Consider the following 22510-nt stretch of genomic DNA (forward strand, 5'->3'; position numbering starts at 1 on the left):
CGTGTCCGTATAATTTCGAAACATAACCACCTCACCTGATTCGCAAAAGCGCGGACAATGCGCCCTCTTTGCGCACTCCGTAACCGATGGGACCTGTCTATGAAAACCACCCTGCGCCTGACTTTGCTGTCCGCCCTGTTCATGACCACCCTGGCCCAGGCCGCCGAACTGATCCCGATTGACGTGCACCGCGATGCCAACTGCGGTTGCTGCAAGAAATGGATCAGCCACCTTGAAAGCAACGGATTCAAGGTCAACGACCATGTGGAAGCGGACATGAGTTCGGTCAAGCAGCGCCTGGGCGTGGCGCCTCGCCTGGCGTCCTGCCATACCGCCGTGATCGACGGCAAATTCGTCGAAGGCCACGTGCCTGCTGATCAGGTGCTGGCCCTGCGCAAACGTGACGACTTGTTGGGCATCGCCGCCCCGGGCATGCCAATGGGCTCGCCGGGCATGGAAATGGATGGTATGAGCGACGCCTATCAAGTCATCGGCCTGACCCGCGAAGGCAAAGATGTAGTGGTAGCCCAATACCCGGCCCACTGATCAATGCTCGCTGGGTATGCCGGGCTGTTTTTCAGCGCCTTTGGCGCGGCTACGCTGTTACCACTGCAATCGGAAGCGGTACTGGTCGCGCTGCTGCTCAACGGCAACTACGCGGTGTGGTTGCTGCTCGGGATCGCGACCCTGGGCAACGTCCTGGGTTCGCTGGTCAACTGGCTGCTGGGCCGCTCGGTCGAGCTGTTCAAGGATCGACGCTGGTTCCCACTAAGTGCCGCGCAGTTGGAAAAGTCCCGCGGCCATTATCGCCGCTGGGGGCATTGGTCACTGCTGCTCAGTTGGGTGCCGATCATCGGCGACCCGCTGACCCTGGTGGCCGGGGTGATGAAGGAGCCGCTGTGGCGTTTTGTGCTGATCGTCAGCCTGGCCAAGGCGGCCCGGTATGCGGTGGTGGCAATGCTTACGTTGCATTGGATGTAAGCAATGTGCGTTGCTGCACTGGGCCTGCGGCGACGGGTTAATCCCCGCTTAATCCCCCCGCCACAGCATCCGGGAGCATCGTCCCTGGAGCTTTCCCATGCCGCTGACACGTTCGTTTCTCCTTGCCGGCCTGCTGGCCACCTGCGCCCTCCCTGCCTTGGCAGCCACGCAAAACCCAAGCTACGGCCCGCAGTTGCAAGGTTTCCAATACCCCTGCCCGGTCGAACATTTCGATTTCCAGTCCCAGGGCCAAGCAGTGCAAATGGGCTATATGGACGTGCCGGCCAAAGGCCCCGCCAATGGCCGCAGCGTGGTGTTGATGCATGGCAAGAACTTCTGCGGCGCGACCTGGGAGGCGTCGATCAAGGCCCTGAGCGAGGCCGGCTACCGGGTGATCGCACCGGACCAGATCGGCTTCTGCACCTCCACCAAGCCTGAGCACTACCAGTACAGCTTCCAGCAGTTGGCAATCAACACCCATCAACTCCTGCAAAAACTCGGCATTCCCAAGGCGACCCTGGTCGGCCATTCCACCGGTGGCATGCTGGCTACCCGCTATGCCCTGCTTTACCCCACACAAACCGAGCAACTGGCGCTGGTCAACCCGATCGGCCTGGAAGACTGGAAAGCCCTGGGCGTGCCCTATCGCAGCGTCGACCAATGGTATGAGCGCGAACTGAAACTGAGCGCCGACGGCGTGCGCGAGTACGAGCGCAAGACCTACTACGACGGGCGCTGGAAGCCTGAATACGAGCGTTGGGTGGACATGCTCGTCGGCCTGAACCAGGGCCCGGGCCATAAGCGGGTGGCGTGGAATTCGGCGTTGATTTACGACATGATCTTCACCCAGCCGGTGTACTACGAGTTCAAGGACCTGCAGGTCCCGACCCTGCTACTGATCGGTACGTCCGATATCACCGCCATCGGCAGTGATAGCGCGCCGCCCGAGGTCAAGGCCAAGATCGGCCGGTACAACGAACTGGGCAAGCAAGTGGCCAAGCTCATTCCCCACTCGACCCTGGTGGAGTTCCCGGGCCTGGGCCACGCACCACAAATGGAAGAACCCGCGCGCTTCCACCAGGCGCTGCTGCAAGGGCTCAAGGCGCTCTAATTCCCACTAAGCGAGGCACCGTGCATGTCAGTTCAGATCGCAGTCATTGATGATTGGCAAGATGTGGCCCGCGACGTGGTGGACTGGTCCGCCCTGGAGGCGATCGGCCAAGTGCATTTCCTTCACGATTACCCTGCCGACACCGCCACCTTGATCGCACGCTTGCAGGGTTTTGCGGTGATTTGCGTGATGCGCGAGCGCACAGTGTTTGACCAGGCGCTGCTGCAAGGGCTGCCGGGGCTCAAGTTGCTGGTCACCGGCGGCATGCGCAATGCCGCCATCGACCTTGGCGCCGCCAAGGCCCTGGGTATCCAGGTGTGTGGCACCGACAGCTACAAACACGCGGCACCGGAGCTGACCTGGGCCCTGATCATGGCCTCCACCCGCAATCTGCTGGCCGAAGCGAGCTCCTTGCGTGCCGGCCAGTGGCAGCAAGGGCTGGGCGGCGATCTGCATGGCCAGACCCTGGGTATCCTCGGGCTGGGCAGTATCGGCCAGCGTGTCGCGCAGTTTGGCCAGGTGTTTGGCATGCGCGTGATCGCCTGGAGTGAAAACCTCACTGCGCAACGCGCCGCCGCTGTAGGCGTGACCTGGGTCAGCAAGCGCGAACTGTTCGAACAGGCCGACGTGCTGTCGATTCACCTGGTACTCAGCGAGCGCAGCCGCGGCATGGTGGATGCCCAGGCCCTGGGCTGGATGAAACCCGGCGCGCGCCTGGTGAACACGGCGCGCGGGCCGATCGTCGATGAGGCGGCCCTGATCGAGGCGCTGCGCGATGGGCGACTGGCGGGCGCGGCACTGGATGTGTTCGAGCGTGAGCCCTTGCCAGTCGACCACCCGTTTCGCCATCTGCCGAACGTGTTGGCCACCCCCCATGTGGGTTATGTCAGCGCGCACAACTACCGGCAGTTCTATGGGCAGATGATCAAGGATATCCAGGCGTGGGCCAGTGGGCGGGTCTTGCGCAGCCTGACATGATAAATAGCTTCACATATATCCATCAAGATATTGATTTATATGGATATTAACTCTTAACAAATCACTTTAAGTAGCATCCTGCACCACTATCGAGCAGCCCAACCCCGATGCCCCATCAAGAGGCGATCCCCCCGTAGGAGCCGGCTTGCCGGCGATGAAGCCCTCAGCAGCGACGCACTCTCCAAGGTCGCCATCACCGGCAAGCCGGTTCCTGGGAGGCGTCTGCCTGAAAAATAATATTGTCCTACAAAATTATCCTACAAGCCTTGCAGGCTCTGGGCTGTGTCCTAGACTGATGACCGATGGGTCACGATCAGAATAAAAGCCCCCGCAATAAATCGAAACTTTCCAACTCTGCCGTAGGTCAGGTTTAAGGTAGGACGCACGCTACCGGCGCCAGCCGGACGTCCGCCCATCCAATCTATTTATCAGTTCGGTGCAATTGGCATAAGCCTTGCCAGTCTGTGCAGTGCTAGTGCGCGTGACCGCAGGACGCGGTTGACTTTCGCTGAGGGCGCCAGGCTCTCGGCTGACCAACACATGGGAGAGAACAATGATCAGTGCCGCTTCGGGAATTCAGGGACAGCGTTTCAGTCAGCCGGTCGATGGGCCAACCGCCTTGGTTGACCTGCCCGGCGCAGTGCGGCCGGTCTCGTCTCAAAACCCCAATCGCAAGAAAGTGCTGTTTGTGACCTCGGAGCTGGCCGACCTGGTGAAAACCGGTGGCCTGGGCGATGTATCCGCTGCCCTGCCCCGTGCCATGGCCCACCTGCACGATGTGCGGGTGCTGATTCCGGGCTACCGCCAGGTGCTGGACAGCGACAACCCGATCCACATCATCGGCGAGTTGGGCGGGCATGCCGCGCTGCCGCCGTGCAAGATCGGGCGCATGGACCTCAAGGACGGCCTGGTCATCTATGTACTGATCTGCCCCGAACTGTACGAGCGTGAAGGCACGCCCTATGGCGCCAACAATGGTCGCGACTGGCCCGACAACCACATCCGCTTCGCCCGCCTGGGCCTGGCCGCCGCCGATATTGCCGCCAACCTTGCGCACATCCATTGGTGCCCGGACCTGGTGCACGCCCATGACTGGCCAGCCGGCCTGGCCCCGGCGTACATGCACTGGCGTGGGTCACGCACCCCTACGCTGTTTACCATCCATAACCTGGCCTACCAGGGTGTGGTCAGCCTGGCCTCGTGCCCGGAACTGGGGATTCCCGAACATGCCTTGCAACAAGAAGGCATGGAATTCTACGGCAAGATGTCGTTTCTCAAGGCCGGCATGGCGTATTCCAGTCACATCACCACGGTCAGCGCCACCTATGCCCGGGAAATCACCACGCCCGAGTTCGGCTGCGGCCTGGATGGCTTTCTCGCCAGCAAGACCCAGCAAGGCCTGCTCAGTGGTATCCCCAACGGCATCGATGAAAGCTGGGAATCGTCCACCGACCCGCACCTGGATCACCCATTCAATATCGGCGACTGGCAAGGCAAGGCGGTCAACGCCAGCCATGTGCGCAAGCTGTTTGGCCTGGACGAGTCCACCGGCCCCCTGTTTGCCGTGGTCTCACGCCTGGTGTACCAGAAAGGCCTGGACCTGACCGAAGCCGTCGCCGGGTTTATCGTGGAAAACGGCGGGCAAATTGCCATTATCGGCCGTGGCGAGCCGGAAGAAGAACAGGCCATGCGCGCCCTGGCCCTGCGATTCCCCGGCCGCATCGGTGTACGCATCGGCTTCAACGAAACCGACGCGCGCCGCATGTTTGCCGGCAGCGACTTCTTGTTGATGCCCTCGCGCTACGAGCCCTGCGGCTTGAGCCAGATGTACGCCCAGCGTTTCGGCTCGCTGCCGGTGGCGCGCAATACCGGTGGCCTGGCAGACACTATTGAAGACGGCGTGACCGGCTTTCTGTTCGACGAATCCACCGTACAAAGCTACGAAGCCGCCCTCGCCCGTGCCTTCAAGGTGTTTGCCTTCCCAGGCCTGCTCAACGCCATGCGTTGCCGGGCCATGGCCGCGCCGTTCAACTGGTGCCAGGCGGTGGAACCCTATGCCGAACTTTACGAGCAACTGGTAGCGAAAGCGCTGGGAAAATCAGGGAAAGTATAAAGAGGTCAGGATAGATGCCGTTACGGACTCTGGAAACATGGCCCCACGGCGCGATCATGCAGGATGCGCAACACACCCGCTTCGCCCTGTGGGCACCTGACGCGTTCTATGTCAGCGTTGAGCTGCATGATGGACAGTCGCTGCCCATGCAGCCCCAGGCAGAGGGCTGGTTTGTCGCCTACGTGCGCTGTGGGGCGGGCACCCGCTACCACTACAACATCGATGGCGAGCTGGATGTGCCGGACCCGGCCTCGCGCCTCCAATACGCAGGTGTGCAGGGTGACAGCGTGGTGGTCGATCCCCTGGCCTACCCCTGGCGCCACGGCACCTGGCAAGGCCGGCCCTGGCATGAAGCGGTGATCTACGAGCTGCATGTGGGGATACTCGGGGGCTACGCCGCAGTGGAGCAGCACTTGCCGCGCCTGGCGAAACTGGGCGTCACCGCCATCGAACTGATGCCCTTGGCGCAGTATCCCGGCGAGCGCAATTGGGGTTACGACGGGGTCCTGCCCTACGCACCGCAAGCGTCCCTGGGCACGCCGGAGCAGTTGAAACAGCTGATCGACAGTGCCCACGAGCAAGGCCTGGCGGTGATCCTCGATGTGGTCTACAACCACTTCGGCCCCGACGGCAATTACCTGGGCCAGTACGCCAAGGGCTTTTTCCACGAAGACACCCACACCCCCTGGGGCGCCGGGATCGACTTTGGCCGCCGCGAAGTGCGCGACTTCTTTATCGACAACGCCCTGATGTGGCTCCTCGAATACCGCTTCGATGGCCTGCGCCTGGATGCGGTGCATGCCATCAACGACCCCTCGTTCCTAAAGGAGCTGGCCCAACGGGTGCGTGAGCAGGTCGACCCGGCGCGCCATGTGTGGCTGGTCCTGGAAAACGAATTCAATCAGGCCAGCCTGTTGCAGCAAGGCTTCGATGCGCAATGGAACGATGACGGGCATAACGCCTTGCATGTGCTGTTGACCGGCGAGACCGACGCCTACTACGCCGATTTTGCCGACGACCCCACCGCCAAGCTGGCCCGCTGTCTGGGCGAAGGGTTTATCTACCAAGGCCAGACCACGCGCCACGGTACCCGGCGCGGCGAGCCCAGCGGGCATTTGCCACCCAGTGCCTTTGTGCTGTTTTTGCAGAATCACGACCAGATCGGCAACCGTGCGCTCGGCGAGCGCCTGCACCAGTTGTGTTCGCCCCAGGCGTTGCAGGCAGCGACCGTGCTGCTATTGATGTCGCCGATGATCCCGCTGTTGTTCATGGGGGATGAAGTCAACGCCGAGCAGCCCTTCCTGTTCTTTACCGACCATCACGGCGAGCTGGCCGAGGCGGTGCGCGAAGGCCGGCGCAACGAATTTGCTGATTTTGCCGCCTTCAGTGATCCCCAGCGCCGCGCGCAGATTCCCGACCCCAACGCGCTACAGACTTTCGAACGCTGCATACCCCGGTTTACCCAGGCACCTGCTGCGCTATACCGGCAACTGCTGGGCCTGCGCCAGCAGCATATCGTGCCGCACCTGCCCGGCAGCACCGCCCTCGGCGCCCAAGTCCTGGGTCAGGGCGCGGTATCTGCACGCTGGCGCCTGGGCAATGGCAGCGTATTGCAGATCGACCTCAACCTGGGGCCGGCCACCCTGCAGCCCCCGGCCGCTATCGGCCAACTGTTCAGTACCAGCAATGACCCCGCGTTACTCACGCCCTTCTCTGCCCGCGTCAGCTTGGCGCCGGGTGACACCTCATCATCTGTTGGAGAGCACTCTTGAGCGAAGCGCAATTGGAAATACTCGCCAGCCGTGCGGGCCTGGCGGTGGACTGGATCGACGCCAACGGCCGGCCGCAACATGTCAGCGCCGACGCGCTGCGTGCCGTGCTCCATGGCCTTGGCCACCCCGCCGACACCGACGCCGCCATCGCCGCCAGCCTGCAAGAGCTGGAGCGCGTGCAGCAGGATCGGCACCTGGCGCCGCTGTTGACCGTGGACGTGGGCGCAGGCCTGGACCTGGCCGCCTACTTCGCCCCGGGTACGCCGTGCCAGGCTCATCTGGAGGACGGCAGTACCCGGGACCTTGCGCTGGATGCCCAGGCCACGCTGCCTGGCGTGTTGCCCGTGGGCTATCACCGGGTGCAGATCGCCGATCAATCCTTCACCCTGGCCGTGGCCCCTGAACGTTGTTTCACTGTCGCCGAGGCGGTGGACAGCCAGCCTGCCCGCGCCTGGGGCCTGAGTGCCCAGTTGTATGCCCTGCGCCGCAGCGGCGACGGTGGGTTTGGCGACACCCAGGCCCTGGAACAACTGGCTCGCGCTGCCGCTGAGCGGGGTGTCGACGCCCTGGCGATCAGCCCGCTGCATGCCATGTTCAGTGCCGATACCGAGCGCTATAGCCCTTATTCGCCGTCCAGCCGCCTGTTTCTCAATAGCCTGTATGCGTCCCCCGGTTGCATCCTCGGCGAACGCGCCGTGCACAGCGCCATCGAGGCCACGGGACTGGCCGACGAGCTGCACGAACTGGAACAACAAAGCCTGATCGACTGGCCCGCCGCCGCCAAGGCCAAGCAACGCCTGCTGCGCGCCCTGTACGAGGATTTTCGCCAGGGCGAGCACCCGCAGCAGGCGGACTTTCTCAGTTTTCGCGAGGCCGGTGGCGAGGCCCTGGAAAACCACTGCCGCTTCGAAGCCTTGCAGGCCGCGCGCGCCGCCAACGGTGAAAGCCTCGACTGGCGCCAATGGCCCGAGGACTGGCGCGACCCCGCCAGCGCTGCGCTGGCGCAATTCGCCGCCGAACAGGGCGAAGCGATCGGTTTCTATGCCTTCAACCAATGGCTGATCGCCCGCTGCCTGGCGCGCGCCCAACAGGCCGCCCGCGGCAGTGGCATGGGCATCGGCCTGATTGCCGACCTGGCCGTGGGTGCCGATGGCGCCGGCAGCCAGGCCTGGAGCCGTCAGGATGAGCTGCTGGCCGACCTGACCGTGGGCGCGCCACCGGATATCCTCAACCGTGCCGGCCAGGGCTGGGGCATCTCCGCGTTTTCTCCTGAAGGCCTGAAGCGCAACGGCTTTCGCGCATTTATCGAAATGCTGCGGGCCAACTTCGCCCATGCCGGCGGCCTGCGGATCGACCATGTGATGGGCCTGCAACGGCTGTGGGTCATCCCCCGGGATGCTTCACCCAAACAAGGCGCGTACCTGTATTACCCGGTAGACGACCTGCTGCGCCTGCTGGCCCTGGAGTCCAGCCGCCACCAGGCGATTGTGCTGGGCGAAGACCTGGGCACGGTGCCCGAGGGCCTGCGGGAAAAACTCAGCGCCCGTGCCATGCTCGGCATGCGCGTGCTGTTGTTCGAGCAGGACCATGGCGGGCGCTTCACGCCGATCCTCGACTGGCCGGACAACGCCCTGGCTACCACCAGCACTCACGACCTGCCGACACTCAATGGTTGGTGGCACAGCCGCGATATCGACTGGAATGTGCAACTGGGGCTGATCGACGTGCCCACGGTGGAGCAATGGAGCGAGCACCGCCAGCGCGAGCGCGAATCATTGCGCCAGGCCTTGGTGCAAGACCCGCAGAACTTTCGCGATGAGCTGCGCAACGAAACTGACCACATACTCGATGCCAGCGTGCGCTACCTCGGTCACACCCGTGCGCCCCTGGTACTGCTGCCTCTGGAGGATGCCCTGGGCGTCGAGGAACAGGCCAACCTGCCCGGCACCATTGACACCCACCCCAACTGGCGCCGACGCCTGCCGGGGGACGCCGCGCAGCTGCTCGACGATGAAAACGCCGCGCGCCGCCTGGAGTTGCTGGCGGTGGCGCGCAATCAGGCCCTGGAGCGTGACCGATGAGCGCCGTCTTGCTCCGGGCCACCCAACGCCTGCAATTTCACAAGGGTTTTACCCTGGATGATGCGGTGCCGCTGGTGCCGTATTTCGCCAGCCTGGGCATCAGCCACCTGTACGCTTCGCCCCTGCTCAAGGCCCGCGCCGGCTCGATGCATGGCTACGATGTGGTCGACCCGACCACCGTCAACCCGGAACTGGGCGGCGAACCCGCCTTGCGTCGCCTGGTAGCGGCCCTGCGCGCGCACGGCATGGGCCTGATTCTGGACATCGTGTCCAACCATATGGCCGTCGGCGGCAGCGACAACCCCTGGTGGCTGGACTTGCTGGAATGGGGGCGCCTGAGCCCCTACAGCGAATTCTTCGACATCCAGTGGCATTCACCGGACCCGCTGCTCAAGGGCCAACTGCTGATGCCCTTCCTTGGCAGCGACTACGGCGAAGCCTTGCAAAGTGGCAACCTGCCCCTGCGGTTTGACCCGGCCCAGGGCAGCTTTTTTGTCGAGCACTACGAACACCGCTTCCCGATCTGCCCCAGTGATTACGGCGATATCCTGCGCGCCCATGCCCCGCTCAAAGCGCTGGCCGACCGCTTCAGCGCCCTGGCCTATCAGGCCGATGCCTGGCCCCTGGCGGGCGAGCTTAAACAGCAACTGGCACAACAGGCCCGCGACCCACTGACCCTGGCAGCCATCGAGCACGCCCTGCAATGGTTTGACGGGCGCCAGCGCGAAGGTTTTTTGCGCCTGCATCAACTGCTGGAACAGCAAGCCTATCGCCTGGCCAGTTGGCGCACGGCGGCGGATGACATCAACTGGCGGCGCTTTTTCGACGTCAACGAGCTCGGTGGCCTGCGGGTGGAACGGACCACCGTATTCGAGGCCACCCACAGCAAGATTTTCCAGCTGATCAGCGAAGGCCTGGTGGATGGCCTGCGCATCGACCATATCGACGGCCTGGCCGATCCACGGGGCTACTGCCGCAAGTTGCGGCGGCGCGTGGATGGGTTGTCGCCGACCCGGCACTTGCCGATTTTTGTCGAGAAGATCCTCGGCGCCGGCGAAACCCTGCGCGAAGACTGGCGGGTCGATGGCACCACCGGCTATGAGTTCATGAACCAGGTGTCGCTGATGCAGCATGATCCCCAGGGTTTCGAGGCCTTGGCCCAGCTCTGGAGCGAGGCTACCGAGCGGCCTTCGGCGTTTATCGAGGAAGCCTGGCTGGCCCGGCAACAAATCCTCAACGGCTCCCTCGCCGGGGATTTTGAAAGCGTGGCCCAGGCCCTGCTGCAAGTGGCCCGCGCGGATGTGATGAGTCGCGACCTGACCCTGGGCGCAATCCGCCGCGCCTTGCAGGAACTGGTCGTACATTTCCCGGTGTACCGTACCTATATCAGCGCAGGTGGCCGTAGCGCCGCAGACGAGCGCGTGTTCCAACAGGCCCTGGCCGGCGCCCGTGGGACCTTGAGCGAAGCTGACTGGCCGGTGCTCGACTACCTGCAACAGTGGCTCGGCGGGCAACCCTGGCGCGAGCGCCCGGTGGGGCAACCGCGCAAGATCCTCAAGCACGCCTGCGTGCGCTTCCAGCAACTGACCTCGCCGGCAGCCGCCAAGGCGGTGGAAGACACGGCCTTCTACCGCTCGGCAGTGTTGCTCTCGCGCAATGACGTGGGCTTCAGTACCGAACAGTTCAGCGCGCCCCTGGCCGACTTCCATGCCGCCAACCAGCAGCGCCTGCACACCTTCCCCGATAACCTGCTGGCCACCGCCACCCACGATCACAAGCGCGGCGAAGACAGCCGCGCGCGCCTGGCGGTGCTCAGCGAGTGCGCACCGTGGTATGCCGAGCAGGTGCAGCAGTGGCGCCGGCTGGCGGCGCCCCTGCGCGACGATCCGGCCATCCCCTCGGCCGGTGATGAGCTGATCCTGTATCAGGTGCTGCTGGGCAGTTGGCCCCTGGACCTGGGCATTGAGAACACCGGCAACTATCAGCAGCGCCTCTGGCAGTGGCAACAAAAGGCCCTGCGCGAAGCCAAGCTGCACAGCAGTTGGAGCGCCCCCAACGATGTTTATGAGCAAGGTGTCGAAGCCTTCCTCAGCCGCTTGCTGCTCGACCCCGCCGGTCTGACCTTGCGCACGGCGATCCACGCGGCAGCCGAGGCCATCGCCCCTGCCGGCGCGTTGAACGGGCTGGCGCAATCCTTGCTGCGCAACACCGTGCCAGGCGTGCCAGACCTGTACCAGGGCGACGAATTCTGGGACTTGAGCCTGGTGGACCCGGACAACCGCCGGGCGGTGGATTTCAGTGCCCGGCAACAGGCACTGGCGGCAACGCCCGATGCCTTGCTTGAGCACTGGCGTGACGGCCACCTCAAGCAGGCGTTGATTGCCCAGGTCTTGAACCTGCGCAAGGCCCACCCGCTGCTGTTTGCCAGGGGGCGCTATGTACCGCTGCAAGTGCTGGGCCGGCATGCCCAACGGGTTGTCGCCTTCAGCCGTGAGTACCAGGGGCAATGGCTGTTGGTGGTGGTACCGCGCTGGACCCACGCCCTGCTTGAAAACAGCGCCCAGCCCTGGGTGGATGCGCAGGTTTGGGGCGATACCCGGATCACATTACCGTTCGACGCCACGCTGCGAAATTGGAAGGGACTTTTGCAAACAGGCGCAGTCACACCCAACAAGGAGCTACTGATCAGCGCTGCCCTGGGGGATCTCCCGGTGAATGTCTTTATCCATTCTGACGATCAAGAAAGCTGAAATTTTCTGTGAGGAGCATTGCGATGAGCACCGAAGACAAGCGCGTTCGTGAATTCGCGTATCAGATCTGGGAGTCCGAAGGTAAGCCCGAAGGCCAGGAAGCCCGCCATTGGGAAATGGCCCGCAAGTTGGCTGAAGCCGAGGCTCTGACGCCTAGTAAACCCAAGGCCGGCGCCAAGGCCAAGGCCAAGCCGCCAGCGGAAAAACCCGCCGCCGCGAAAAAGCCTCGAGCCCCACGCAAACCCGCCGGCTGACCCCACCTGTAGGAGCCGGCTTGCCGGCGATAGGTCTCCATCAAGCACCACCCGAGACGCTATCCCCGGCCACCCGGCTGCTACAAAAAACGCTCGATTATTGATCTGACCTGATGTCAGCACGGCCCCGTTCGGCCCGGAAAAACTTTGCAGGAGCAACACCATGAGCAAGACACCCGATACCGAGCCATCGCGGATTCGTGAAGGGCTGCCCTTCCCCCTTGGCGCGACCTGGGACGGTCTGGGGGTCAATTTCGCACTGTTCTCGGCCAACGCCACCAAGGTCGAGCTGTGTCTGTTCGACGATACCGGTGAAGTCGAGCTGGAGCGTATCGAACTGCCGGAGTACACCGACGAGACATTCCACGGCTACTTGCCCGACGCCCACCCGGGGCTGATTTATGGCTACCGCGTATACGGTGCCTACGACCCGGCCAATGGCCATCGCTTCAACCACCATAAATTGCTGATCGACCCCTATGCCAAGCAGTTGGTGGGCGAACTCAAGTGGTCCGAAGCGCTGTTTGGCTACACCATCGGCCACCCGGATGCCGACCTCAGTTTCGATGAGCGCGACAGCGCACCCTTCGTGCCCAAATGCAAAGTCATCGACCCGGCCCATACCTGGGGCAACGACCAGCCGGTACGCACGCCGTGGGACCGCACGATCATCTACGAAACCCATCTGCGCGGTATCAGCATGCGCCATCCGTCCGTCCCCGAGGCGGTGCGCGGCACCTGCGCCGGGTTGATGGTCGACGATGTGCTCAAGCACATCCGCCAACTGGGTGTGTCATCGGTGGAACTGCTGCCGATCCACGCCTTCGTCAATGACCAGCACCTGCTGCAAAAAGGCATGACCAACTACTGGGGCTACAACAGCATCGCCTTCTTTGCCCCCGACCCGCGCTACCTGGCCAGCGGCAAGATCGCCGAGTTCAAGGAAATGGTCGCGCACCTGCACGAAGCCAAGCTGGAGGTGATCCTCGATGTGGTCTACAACCACACCGCCGAAGGCAACGAGCAAGGCCCGACCCTGTCGATGCGCGGCATCGACAATGCCTCCTACTACCGGTTGATGCCCGATGACAAACGCTTCTATATCAACGATTCCGGCACCGGCAATACCCTGGACCTGAGCCACCCTTGCGTACTGCAAATGGTCACCGACTCCTTGCGCTACTGGGCCACGGAGATGCATGTAGATGGTTTCCGCTTTGACCTGGCGACCATTCTGGGGCGTTATCACGATGGTTTTGATGAGCGTCACAGCTTCCTTGTCGCCTGCCGCCAGGACCCGGTGCTGCGCCAGGTAAAAATGATCGCCGAGCCTTGGGATGTGGGCCCAGGCGGTTATCAGGTGGGCAACTTCCCGCCTGGCTGGGTGGAATGGAATGACCGTTTCCGCGACACCGTGCGCGCCTTCTGGAAAGGCGATGACGGCCAGTTGGCCGACTTTGCCGGGCGCATGACCGCTTCCGGCGAGATGTTCAACCAGCGCGGGCGCCGGCCCTACAGCTCGGTGAATTTCATCACCGCCCATGACGGTTTCACCCTGCACGACCTGGTGTCCTACAACGACAAGCACAACGAGGCCAACGACGAGAACAATCAGGACGGCAGCAATAACAACCTGTCGTGGAACCACGGCGTCGAAGGCCCGACCGAAGACCCCGAGATCAACGCGCTGCGCCTGCGCCAGATGCGCAACTTCTTCGCCACCCTGTTGCTGGCCCAGGGCACGCCAATGCTGGTGGCCGGGGATGAGTTCGCCCGCACCCAGCACGGCAACAACAATGCCTACTGCCAGGACAGCGAAATCGGCTGGGTCAACTGGGAGCTGGATGAAGATGGCAAATCCCTGCTCAAGTTCGTCAAGCGCCTGATCAAGCTGCGCCTGGCCTACCCTATCCTGCGGCGCGGGCGCTTCCTGGTGGGTGACTACAACGAAGACATCGGGGTCAAGGACGTGACCTGGCTGGCTCCCGACGGCAACGAAATGACCATCGAACAGTGGGAAGACAGCCAGGGCCGCTGCCTGGGCATGTTGATGGATGGGCGCGCCCAGGAAACCGGGATCCGCCGGCCCGGGTCCGACGCCACCTTGTTGCTGGTGGTGAATGCGCACCACGACCTGGTGAATTTCCGCTTGCCCCAGGTACCGGATGGCGGCTTCTGGACCTGCATGGTCGACACCAACCAACCGGCCGTGCGTGGCCAGGAACGTTTCGATTTTGACCACGAATATGCGGTGACCGGACGCTCGTTGCTGCTATTTGAACTGCAACATGAGCAAGAGGTGTGAAATGGCTCTACACGGGTTTTTGCAACGCAATCCCCAGGGACTGGCCGACACCCAAGGCCTTGGCCAGACCCTGAGGGCCCTGGTGGATGCGGGCCTTGACCAATTGCCGCGCCCCGGTAGCGGGCAGACGCTGCTGCGCTTCAGCGAACTGGCCCAGGTGGCCGGCCACGACCTGAGCCTGTGCAAGCTGTTTGAAGGGCACACCGATGCACTGGCGATCATGGCCGAGCTCGACAGCCCGGCCCCACCTGCCGGTAGCACCTGGGGCATGTGGGCCGCCGAGCCGCCGACGGCACGGGTGCAGGTTCGGCGTGAGGGCTCGCAGTGGCTGCTGCATGGGCGCAAGGCCTGGTGCTCCGGGGCGGCGGTGGTCAGCCACGGGTTGTTGACTGCCTGGGATGAACAGGCGCGCCAGCAGTTGGTTGCAGTGTCGATGGACCAGCCGGGTGTCCAGGTCACCGGTGAAGGCTGGCAAGCCGTGGGCATGGGCGCGTGCGCCAGTGTCGAAGTGCGGTTCGAGAATGCCGTGGCGCTGGCCGTGGGCGAGCCAGGGGATTACCTGCAACGCCCAGGGTTCTGGCAAGGCGGGGTTGGCATCGCCGCCTGCTGGTACGGCGCGGCGCAGCGCTTGGCCGAGGCCCTGCGCGAACACTGTGACCGTCGTGCAGAACCCCATGCCCTGGCCCATCTGGGTGCGGTGGACATGGCCTTGTTCGCCGCCGCCACGGTGCTGCGCAGCGCTGCGCGGCAGATCGACGAGCAACCCCAGGCCAACGCCCAGTTGCTGGCGCGCCGGACGCGGGCAGTGATTGAAGCGGCGGCCAACGAAGTCATCCATCACGTCGGCAGGGCCATGGGAGCCGGGCCCTATTGCCAGGACCGGCACTTCGCGCAATTGATCGCAGACCTGCCGGTGTACTTGCGCCAAAGCCATGCCGAGCGGGACCTGGCAGCGCTCGGCGAGCAACTGTCGAGCGCAGCTGGCGGGACATGGCAACTATGAAAGCCAACCCGATTGTCGGCCAAGGCACGCCCCTGCGCGCCTGGCAAGGCTCTGCCCGTGTCGCCGGCCTGCCTCTGATCAGCGTGGCGCAACTGGTGCCTGAAGGTTGCCGCGCGGTGATCATCGCGCCCCATCCGGATGATGAAGTACTGGGCTGCGGCGGTTTGTTACAAGGCTTGGCGGCGTTGGGCCGCGAGTTGCTGCTGGTTTCAGTCACGGACGGTTGCGCCAGCCATCCGGGCTCAACCCGTTGGCCAAGGCAACGCCTGCGCGAGGTTCGTCCCCGTGAGTCGGCCGAGGCCCTGCAGCGCCTGGGTTGGCCGCAGCAACGCCTGAGCTGGTTGCGCGGCGGTTTTTCCGACAGCCAGGTGCAGGCGCGCGAACCTGCGCTGACGGCGTTTATCCAGCAGCACCTGCAACCCGAAGACGTGGTGTTCACCACCTGGCGCGAAGACGGCCATTGCGACCACGAAGCGGTTGGCCGCGCCAGCGCCCAGGCGGCCCGGGCAGTCGGCGCGCGCCTGATCGAGCTACCGGTGTGGACCTGGCACTGGGCAACCCCCGAGGACCCACGGGTACCCTGGCACCGCGCGCACAAGATTGCCCTGGCACCCGCGGCCGTGGCCCGCAAACGCCACGCCCTGCACGCGTTCACCAGCCAACTGGAAGGCGACCCGCAGGTCGACCTGCCGCCCGTCTTGCCGCCCCATGTGCTGGAGCGGCTGTTGCAACCTTTTGAAGTGGTGTTTCTATGAGTGTGGCCACGGCTTACTTCGACCAACTGTTTGTCGACAACGACGACCCCTGGGCCTTCCGCCAGCGCTGGTACGAGCAGCGCAAGCGCGCCTTGACCCTGGCGCTGCTGACTCGGCCGCGCTACGCCTCGATTTTCGAACCCGGCTGCGCCAATGGCGAATTGAGCGCCGAACTGGCAACGCGCTGTGAGCGCCTGCTGTGCTGCGATACCGCTACGGCGGCGGTAGCCCTCGCGCAAGCGCGCCTGCAGGAGTTTGGCCACGCCCAGGTCGAGCGGCTGCGCTTGCCTGCACAGTGGCCGCAAGGCTCGTTCGAACTGATCGTCCTCAGCGAATGGTGCTACTACCTTGATCATGACGATTTGTGCGTGCTGATCGATCAGGCCCTGGGCGCACTCAGCCCGGATGGCCAGGTCCTGGCCTGCCACTGGCGAGCGCCCATCGACGGTTGCCCGCAAACCGCCGAACAGGTCCACCAACTGCTGCACCAACGCCTGGGCATGTCGCGCGTGGCGCAGGTGGCTGACAGTGATTTCCTACTCGACCTGTGGTCCCGCGAAAGCGCCTCGGTCGCCCATCTTGAGGGGCTGCGATGATCGGCATTCTGATTCCGGTGCATAACGAAGAGGCGCTGCTGGCCGAGTGCCTGAAAGCCGCGATGATCGCCGCCAGCCATCCGGGACTGCTCGGTGAGCAGGTACAGATACTGGTGGTGCTCGACAGTTGTACCGATGGCAGCGCCGCCATTGCCGAGGCGTTCGGGGTACACAGCCTGAGCGTTGCGGCACGCAATGTCGGCCAGGTGCGTGGAATCGGTGCGCGGCATCTGTTGAACCAGGGCGCGCGCTGGATTTCCTGCACCGATGCCGACAGCCGCGTGGCGGGCGATTGGCTGGTGGCGCAACTGGCCCTGGGGGTGGATGCAGTCTGTGGCACCGTCACAGTCGATGCCTGGAGCGACGGTTTCGACGAGGCGGCGCAGATCCGCTACCACCAGGCCTATCAGGCCAGTGACGGGCACCGGCACATTCATGGGGCCAACCTCGGCGTCAGCGCCGGCGCCTACGTGCGCGCTGGCGGGTTTGAACCCCTGGCCTGCCATGAGGACGTGCAACTGGTGCGCCAACTGGAGCGTTGCGGCGCAACCATAGCCTGGAGCCATGCTCCACAAGTCATCACCAGCGCCCGCTTGGACTGCCGCGCACAGGGTGGCTTTGGCGACTATTTGAAAGGCTTGATGTTGCCATCTTGAAAAACTTACAACTTTGCCCGGCGAAATCCGGGTGATGAACAATACTCAAGCACGGCAATCTTAGGATTCGGAATGCCAGCGTGCCGCACCGGCCATGAGGCCGGCGCGACAAAAAGGAGAGTCGACCCGGCCACGGGGCACGACCTGCATTACCAGGACAAGGACGTAACATTGATCAATCCCGCCACTTTGAACGACGTTCGCCGCACGCCGGCGCAAATCTGGAACAGCGCGCCGCAATTGGCGCAAATCCCCACCATCAGCCCTTCCCTACTGGTGCCTCCTGGCTCGCGAGTGGTGGTGGTGGCGCCGCATCCGGGTGACGAAGTGCTGGCCTGTGGCGGTTTGCTGCAACTGCTCAGCGCCCTCGACTATCCCTTGAAACTGATCTCGATCACCGACGGCAGCGCCAGCCATCCGGGCTCCAACCAGTGGTCGGCGCAGCGCTTGAGCGTGTTCCGGCCCCAGGAGAGTGTCGAGGCCCTGCGCCGCCTCGGCTTGCCCATGCATAGCTTGAAGTGGATTCGCGGGGGCTTTTGCGACAACGCCCTGGCGGGCCGCGAACAGCTCTTGAGCCAATTTATCGCCCGCTACCTGCAACCCGGTGACGTCGTATTCACCACCTGGCGCAATGATGGCAATGACGACCACGATGCCGTCGGCCGTGCCACCGCCATCGCCTGCGCGCTGACCGGCGCGCGCCTGCTGGAGCTGCCGATCTGGGCCTGGCACTGGCCCGCCCGCGAAGCCGGGCGCATGCCCTGGCAGTGCGCGCGCAAGATACGCCTCGACACCTGGAGCGTGGCGCGCAAACGCCACGCGGCCCATGCCTACGCCAGCCAGTTGCTCGGCGACCCTTTGATCGGCCTGGCGCCGATGCTGCCCCCGGTGCTGCTGGAGCGCATGCGCGTACCCTACGAGATTGTGTTTCTGTAATGCCTTGGAGCACCACGCCACACGGCGTTACGCAGTCCTATTGAAACACCTGCGCCTCGCCATCGACGGTGGCGCGGATCCAGCGTGGCTCCATGGGGTCGCTCCACACCGAGCGCGGCGGCGTGCCCCCGTCGCTGATCAGGATGCGCCGGCCCGACTGGCTCCACTCCTGCATCCGCGCCTTGAATTGGGCCGGATAGTCCGCGGCCTTGCAGGAGATGCCGGCCCACGGGTCGACCACCCATGCCTCGTCCCATTCCGGCCCCGTGAAGCCTTTGCTGCGCGGCTGGCCGGGCGGCCCGCCGACCACGGCGAATGTATGCCCCTTGACCTGGGCGATCCGCGCATTGCCGCCACTGGCGTTGATCGTATCCACCGCCACCTTGGCCATCTGGTCGCAATTGCCGGCACCGGTCTTGAGGACCATTTGCGAATAGTTGGGCGCCCCAGTGCGGGTGTAGAGCCAGCCCACCATCTCCGTGGCTGTCTGGCTGCGAACGACCTCTGCGGGAAGGCCGGGAACCTGTTGATTGGCCGACCTTATGCCCGTGGCCTGGAACTGCTCTTCAACCGCTTTGCTGCCGCCCTGTGCATATAAATGGTTCTGCTGTTCGGTCGGCAACAGGGCGAAGTCCGCCGGTTTGTTGATCGGCGAGAGCCGCACCGGTTTTGCCGCAACTACCACATGTCCAGGGTTGCTTCCGGCGGCATACACCCCCATCAAGACTTCACGCTGCTTTTCGGGGGGAAGTGCGCGCAGGACCTTGACCAAGTGGTCGATTTCCGCAGGCGACATGGGCTCATCCGCGACAATTTTCTTGATCAGGGTCTCAAGGCTGGGCAGTACCACTAGCGGGTTATCCGGCAGTCCCTGCGCCACAAAGCTGTAGACATCCTTGTAGTGGTCGTACCGGCGGATGAACTCCAGGTCCAGTGGGCCACTGCGGGTCAGGCGATGAAAGTCCAGCTTGCCGGTGCCGTCCAGCGGCGCGAAGAAATACACCCCGGTATCGCCCTCGACCATCACGTATTGCTGGCCAGCATGGTCGATCTTGAGCCCTCTGACGACGCGCTGATCGTTGCTCAAATCGCTGATGGCATCCATTTTGATCACCAGCGTTTCCTGATTGAGCGCCCGGGGCACGCCGAAGTCGTCGTAACCAAAGTCCGGCTCATTGACCACGGTGCCAGAGGTACGGTTTTTGTAGGTGACAGGCTGGGTGCTGGCCATCGGCAGCAGTTCCTGGTTGCCTGCTTCGTTGACGCGGTAGCGACGGTGTTCGTGAATCACCGTGCGTGGCCCTTTCACCGGGCCCGCGCCAGGAATCAGGCGGCGATGCTCCAGGGCCTGGGCGTCCTGAAATATCGGAGTGCCGCCAGGTTCGATTTGCTTGGTGTAGCACAGGTCACCCAGATCGCGCTTGAAACGCCGGCCCCCGACACCACAGGTCAACACAAAGCCTTCAAATGGCTCGGTATCGCTGGGTCCGCCCAGTTTGATCAGGCTCTCGGGGTTTTTCGGGCGATAGCGATAGACGTCATCACCGACCACCACATCGCTGTGCGTGCGCCGATGCAGGACGCGGGCCTGGTCACTGGTGATGCCTTCGGCCACCCGTACAGTCTGGCCTGGCGCCAGGGGCCTGGCGGTCAGGGGGATTTGCTGGGTGATGTCGTAACGGCCTCTGCCAGGCAGTTCAAGGGCGGCAGATTGTCTGAATTTCGCAATGCCGGCCTGGACCTCCTTGAGTTGGAGGCTCCCGTGCTTCATCAGACGGTTCCCGACGCTATTCAGCGCGGGCATCACCGGGTCCAGGGGGTTGAGATTGCGCGCCACGGAAACCGCGAACTTCTTCACCAGTGGCGCAAATTTTGGCAGCAGTGCGCGCACGCCGATCTTGCCGGCCTGGGACAGCAGGCGCACCGAGCCTGCTGCCAGCTTGCCCGCCGGGCTGGCGAAGGTCAGTAGCCCATCGACCACCAGCTCCATGATGCCCTGCTTGGTGTTGCCGTTGACCAGGTTCTCAATACCACTCCAGAACGGAATAACCATTTGGCCGACGCCTTTGACCCGCTCCCAGAATGCTTCATCGTTTTTATGCGCTGCGCTTTCCCGGGCGGGGTCCGACGCGGCCCATTGCTTGAGCGTGTCCTCATCGACATAAAACAGATCCGTGGTAATGGCCTTGGCAATGGCGACCGAACGCTCGGAGTCAAAGGTGCGCGGCACCAAACTTTTGGATGGGTTTCCCGTCGCGGCGAAGTGCGCAAGCTGTTGCGGCACCACGATCGAAAAACTCTTGGGTCTAGGCCCCTTGCCTGCCGTGTAGGCGGCCCACTGCTTCTTGAACTCGGCCCGGCTGTCGGGGCGGGTATTGCGCACCACCAACTCTTCGCTAGGCACGCCGTCTGCGGCGTGCTCAACAGAGATGAAGTCCTTGCCATAGCTTTTGTCCGCAGGATTGTAGGCCTCCAGGATCGGCTGCAAGTCGTCGCGGCGCCGGGCGATGCCCTTGAGCGGATTGATTTCGTAGTAGTTTGTCTGGCCGTCATGCACGGCCTTGAGAATAAACGCCGGGCGTGTCACGGCGGCCCGTTTCTCTTCATCCGTCTCATGGCCGGGGCCGGGCTTTGTGCGCAGGGCAAACACGGTGACGTCACCCTGCTCAAGCGCTGTGCGATCCTTTATGGGCAACTGGGTCAGTTGGCTGCGGATAAGTTGTGAATAGGCAACCTTGGTGTCGGCCAGGTATTGGTCAAACTTGCCCTGGAACTGATCTTCGTCATACACAGGGTATTGATAGCGGATGTCCGAGGGGGTGATTTTCTCACCGCTCATGTGCCGGTACAGGGCAAAAATCGGGCTGATCATGCTCAGCAGTTCGGTACGCGAGGTGCCCTTCTCCATGCGCTCGAAATAATCCTTGCGCATCGGCACATCGGCTGCCATTTGCTGGGTTGCCGCGACCACCCGATCAAGATGGGCATCAAACGCCGTGACCGCCTTGTTGATGTCCTCCTGCAAATAGTTGTCTTTGTGCGCGATTACCCCCTGCACCACCGCCCAATCCAGGGTCGCCGGGATACGGGTCGATGTGATAAGCGCCCACTGGGCGTCGGTGGTGGCTTGTTCGCTGAACTTGCCGGGCAGGTCAACCAGCTCCTGGAAGCCCATGCTGCGCGACGAACCGGGCCGGATCGCCTCCGCCAAACTGACGCCGTGCTGGAAATTCACCCACACTGCCGATCCCTGATACGCAAGGTCGGCGGGCACATCACGTACGGAAAAATCGGCCGGGAACCGGGCGCGCAGAACGTAGGCCGCCAGATGCGCCTGGTCGGCGGACAACTGCCTGGAGTCGACCAGGTGCTGGCGAAATTGCGTCTTGATCGCCGGATAGCTTTGGTTCGCCAGGTCACGTGACGCCAGATCAAAACCGGCAATATGCCCAGGTTTGCGCCCGTGCAATGGGTCCAGGCTCAAGGTCAGGGCCTTCACCAGCAACTTGACCTTTACCTGGGGAGCAATCACCCCATCGAGGGGAAACGGCGCACCGCCCAGGTGCCTCAACAACTGTTCAAGCAGCGCCTTGGCCTGGGGGGATTTGAGTATTAGCTCGAGCACGGCGGCCGGCGTGCCCTGGGCTTTGGCCAGGGCCTGTGGCGAGAGGCCCTCGGTCAACAGACTGAGCAGGGGCTTTTTAGTCGTGGCCTCCTGCTCGGCGACCCATGCCGCGATAGTGGGCTCAGTGCTCGGTTGCAGTAAACCGTCCACATCAGTGGCCCCATCATCCAGGCCCAGGGCCATTTCGCTGCGGGCATCTTGCGTGGCATCAAGCGCCGCCTGCACTTGCGCAGGCGTCCTCGGATCGGCCGGCACAACCCCATAGAACCTGAGCATGTTGTCCAGCCGATTGGTGCCTGGCTGGGTGGAGCCGTTGGGCGGGATCAACGGTGAATCTTTGTTGAGGAACAGGCTTTTATTCAGATCGCCGCCGGGGCCGTCCGATGTTTTGAGTTGGTGTAGCACCCGAGATATTTCGTCCAGATCCGCCAGTTTTCCGCGCAGTTGCGCCTGGTAAGAATCGGCTGCTTGCGTGGTCGGCTGCACTAGCGCCAGGCCGGAACTGGCCTGGGCGTTGGCCGGCTGCACGTGAGAAAGAGCGACAGCGGGAGGTGGGGCATTCAGGTGGACAGACGTCATGGCCTTTCGCCTCTG

The 22510-nt window shown here is 63.4% G+C and carries 16 protein-coding genes; 15 read left to right on the top strand and 1 reads right to left on the bottom strand.

What is annotated here, in order from left to right; translation table 11 throughout:
• The first annotated feature begins 99 nt into the window (after nt 1-99).
• The 15 genes from AC19YY_RS12195 to AC19YY_RS12265 all read left to right on the top strand — a co-directional run bounded on the left by AC19YY_RS12195 (nt 100) and on the right by AC19YY_RS12265 (nt 18291).
• Nucleotides 100-546: a DUF411 domain-containing protein gene (locus tag AC19YY_RS12195; protein WP_170041383.1), complete on the top strand. Its 447-nt coding sequence runs from the start codon at nt 100-102 to the stop codon at nt 544-546.
• A 3-nt stretch (nt 547-549) separates the two neighbouring features.
• Nucleotides 550-981, top strand: coding sequence for a YqaA family protein (locus tag AC19YY_RS12200; protein WP_169951748.1), 432 nt, complete (start codon nt 550-552; stop codon nt 979-981).
• Between the two features lie 97 nt (nt 982-1078).
• Entirely contained in the window at nt 1079-2092 is a 1014-nt protein-coding gene (locus tag AC19YY_RS12205) for an alpha/beta fold hydrolase (RefSeq protein ID WP_500604247.1), read from the top strand.
• A gap of 24 nt (nt 2093-2116) precedes the next feature.
• Nucleotides 2117-3070 carry a D-2-hydroxyacid dehydrogenase family protein gene (locus tag AC19YY_RS12210; RefSeq protein WP_500604248.1) on the top strand — a complete coding sequence of 318 codons (954 nt, stop codon included), beginning with the start codon at nt 2117-2119 and terminating at the stop codon, nt 3068-3070.
• 553 nt (nt 3071-3623) lie between these two features.
• The gene (gene glgA / locus AC19YY_RS12215) at nt 3624-5183 is read left to right on the top strand and encodes a glycogen synthase GlgA (RefSeq protein WP_500604249.1); all 1560 of its coding nucleotides are present in this window, start codon (nt 3624-3626) and stop codon (nt 5181-5183) included.
• A 14-nt stretch (nt 5184-5197) separates the two neighbouring features.
• On the top strand, nt 5198-6955 hold the full coding sequence (treZ, locus tag AC19YY_RS12220) for a malto-oligosyltrehalose trehalohydrolase (RefSeq protein ID WP_500604250.1): 1758 nt from the start codon (nt 5198-5200) through the stop codon (nt 6953-6955).
• On the top strand, nt 6952-9036 hold the full coding sequence (gene malQ, locus AC19YY_RS12225) for a 4-alpha-glucanotransferase (RefSeq protein ID WP_169951760.1): 2085 nt from the start codon (nt 6952-6954) through the stop codon (nt 9034-9036). Before treZ ends, malQ begins: the two co-directional genes overlap by 4 nt.
• Nucleotides 9033-11786 (top strand): malto-oligosyltrehalose synthase, encoded by a 2754-nt coding sequence (locus AC19YY_RS12230; RefSeq protein ID WP_500604251.1) that lies wholly within the window; start codon nt 9033-9035, stop codon nt 11784-11786. The genes malQ and AC19YY_RS12230 overlap by 4 nt, the downstream gene beginning before the upstream one ends.
• A 23-nt stretch (nt 11787-11809) precedes the next feature.
• Entirely contained in the window at nt 11810-12040 is a 231-nt protein-coding gene (locus AC19YY_RS12235; protein ID WP_169951764.1) for a DUF2934 domain-containing protein, read from the top strand.
• Between the two features lie 163 nt (nt 12041-12203).
• Complete coding sequence (gene glgX, locus AC19YY_RS12240; RefSeq protein ID WP_169951766.1) at nt 12204-14345, top strand: glycogen debranching protein GlgX; 2142 nt, start codon at nt 12204-12206, stop codon at nt 14343-14345.
• Between the two features lies 1 nt (nt 14346).
• Nucleotides 14347-15348, top strand: coding sequence for an acyl-CoA dehydrogenase family protein (locus AC19YY_RS12245; RefSeq protein ID WP_169951768.1), 1002 nt, complete (start codon nt 14347-14349; stop codon nt 15346-15348).
• Nucleotides 15345-16103: a PIG-L deacetylase family protein gene (locus AC19YY_RS12250; protein ID WP_169951971.1), complete on the top strand. Its 759-nt coding sequence runs from the start codon at nt 15345-15347 to the stop codon at nt 16101-16103. The genes AC19YY_RS12245 and AC19YY_RS12250 overlap by 4 nt, the downstream gene beginning before the upstream one ends.
• On the top strand, nt 16100-16699 hold the full coding sequence (locus AC19YY_RS12255) for an SAM-dependent methyltransferase (protein WP_170057309.1): 600 nt from the start codon (nt 16100-16102) through the stop codon (nt 16697-16699). The genes AC19YY_RS12250 and AC19YY_RS12255 overlap by 4 nt, the downstream gene beginning before the upstream one ends.
• Nucleotides 16696-17355, top strand: coding sequence for a glycosyltransferase family 2 protein (locus AC19YY_RS12260; RefSeq protein ID WP_169951772.1), 660 nt, complete (start codon nt 16696-16698; stop codon nt 17353-17355). The genes AC19YY_RS12255 and AC19YY_RS12260 overlap by 4 nt, the downstream gene beginning before the upstream one ends.
• Before the next feature lie 174 nt (nt 17356-17529).
• Complete coding sequence (locus AC19YY_RS12265) at nt 17530-18291, top strand: PIG-L family deacetylase (RefSeq protein WP_169951973.1); 762 nt, start codon at nt 17530-17532, stop codon at nt 18289-18291.
• Nucleotides 18292-18328: 37 nt separating this feature from the next.
• On the opposite strand, the gene AC19YY_RS12270 is transcribed toward AC19YY_RS12265, so the two are convergent.
• Nucleotides 18329-22495, bottom strand: a complete 4167-nt coding sequence (locus AC19YY_RS12270) for a hypothetical protein (RefSeq protein WP_500604252.1) — start codon at nt 22493-22495, stop codon at nt 18329-18331.
• Between the last annotated feature and the right edge of the window lie 15 nt (nt 22496-22510).

This window comes from Pseudomonas sp. MF09156, assembly GCF_059862305.1.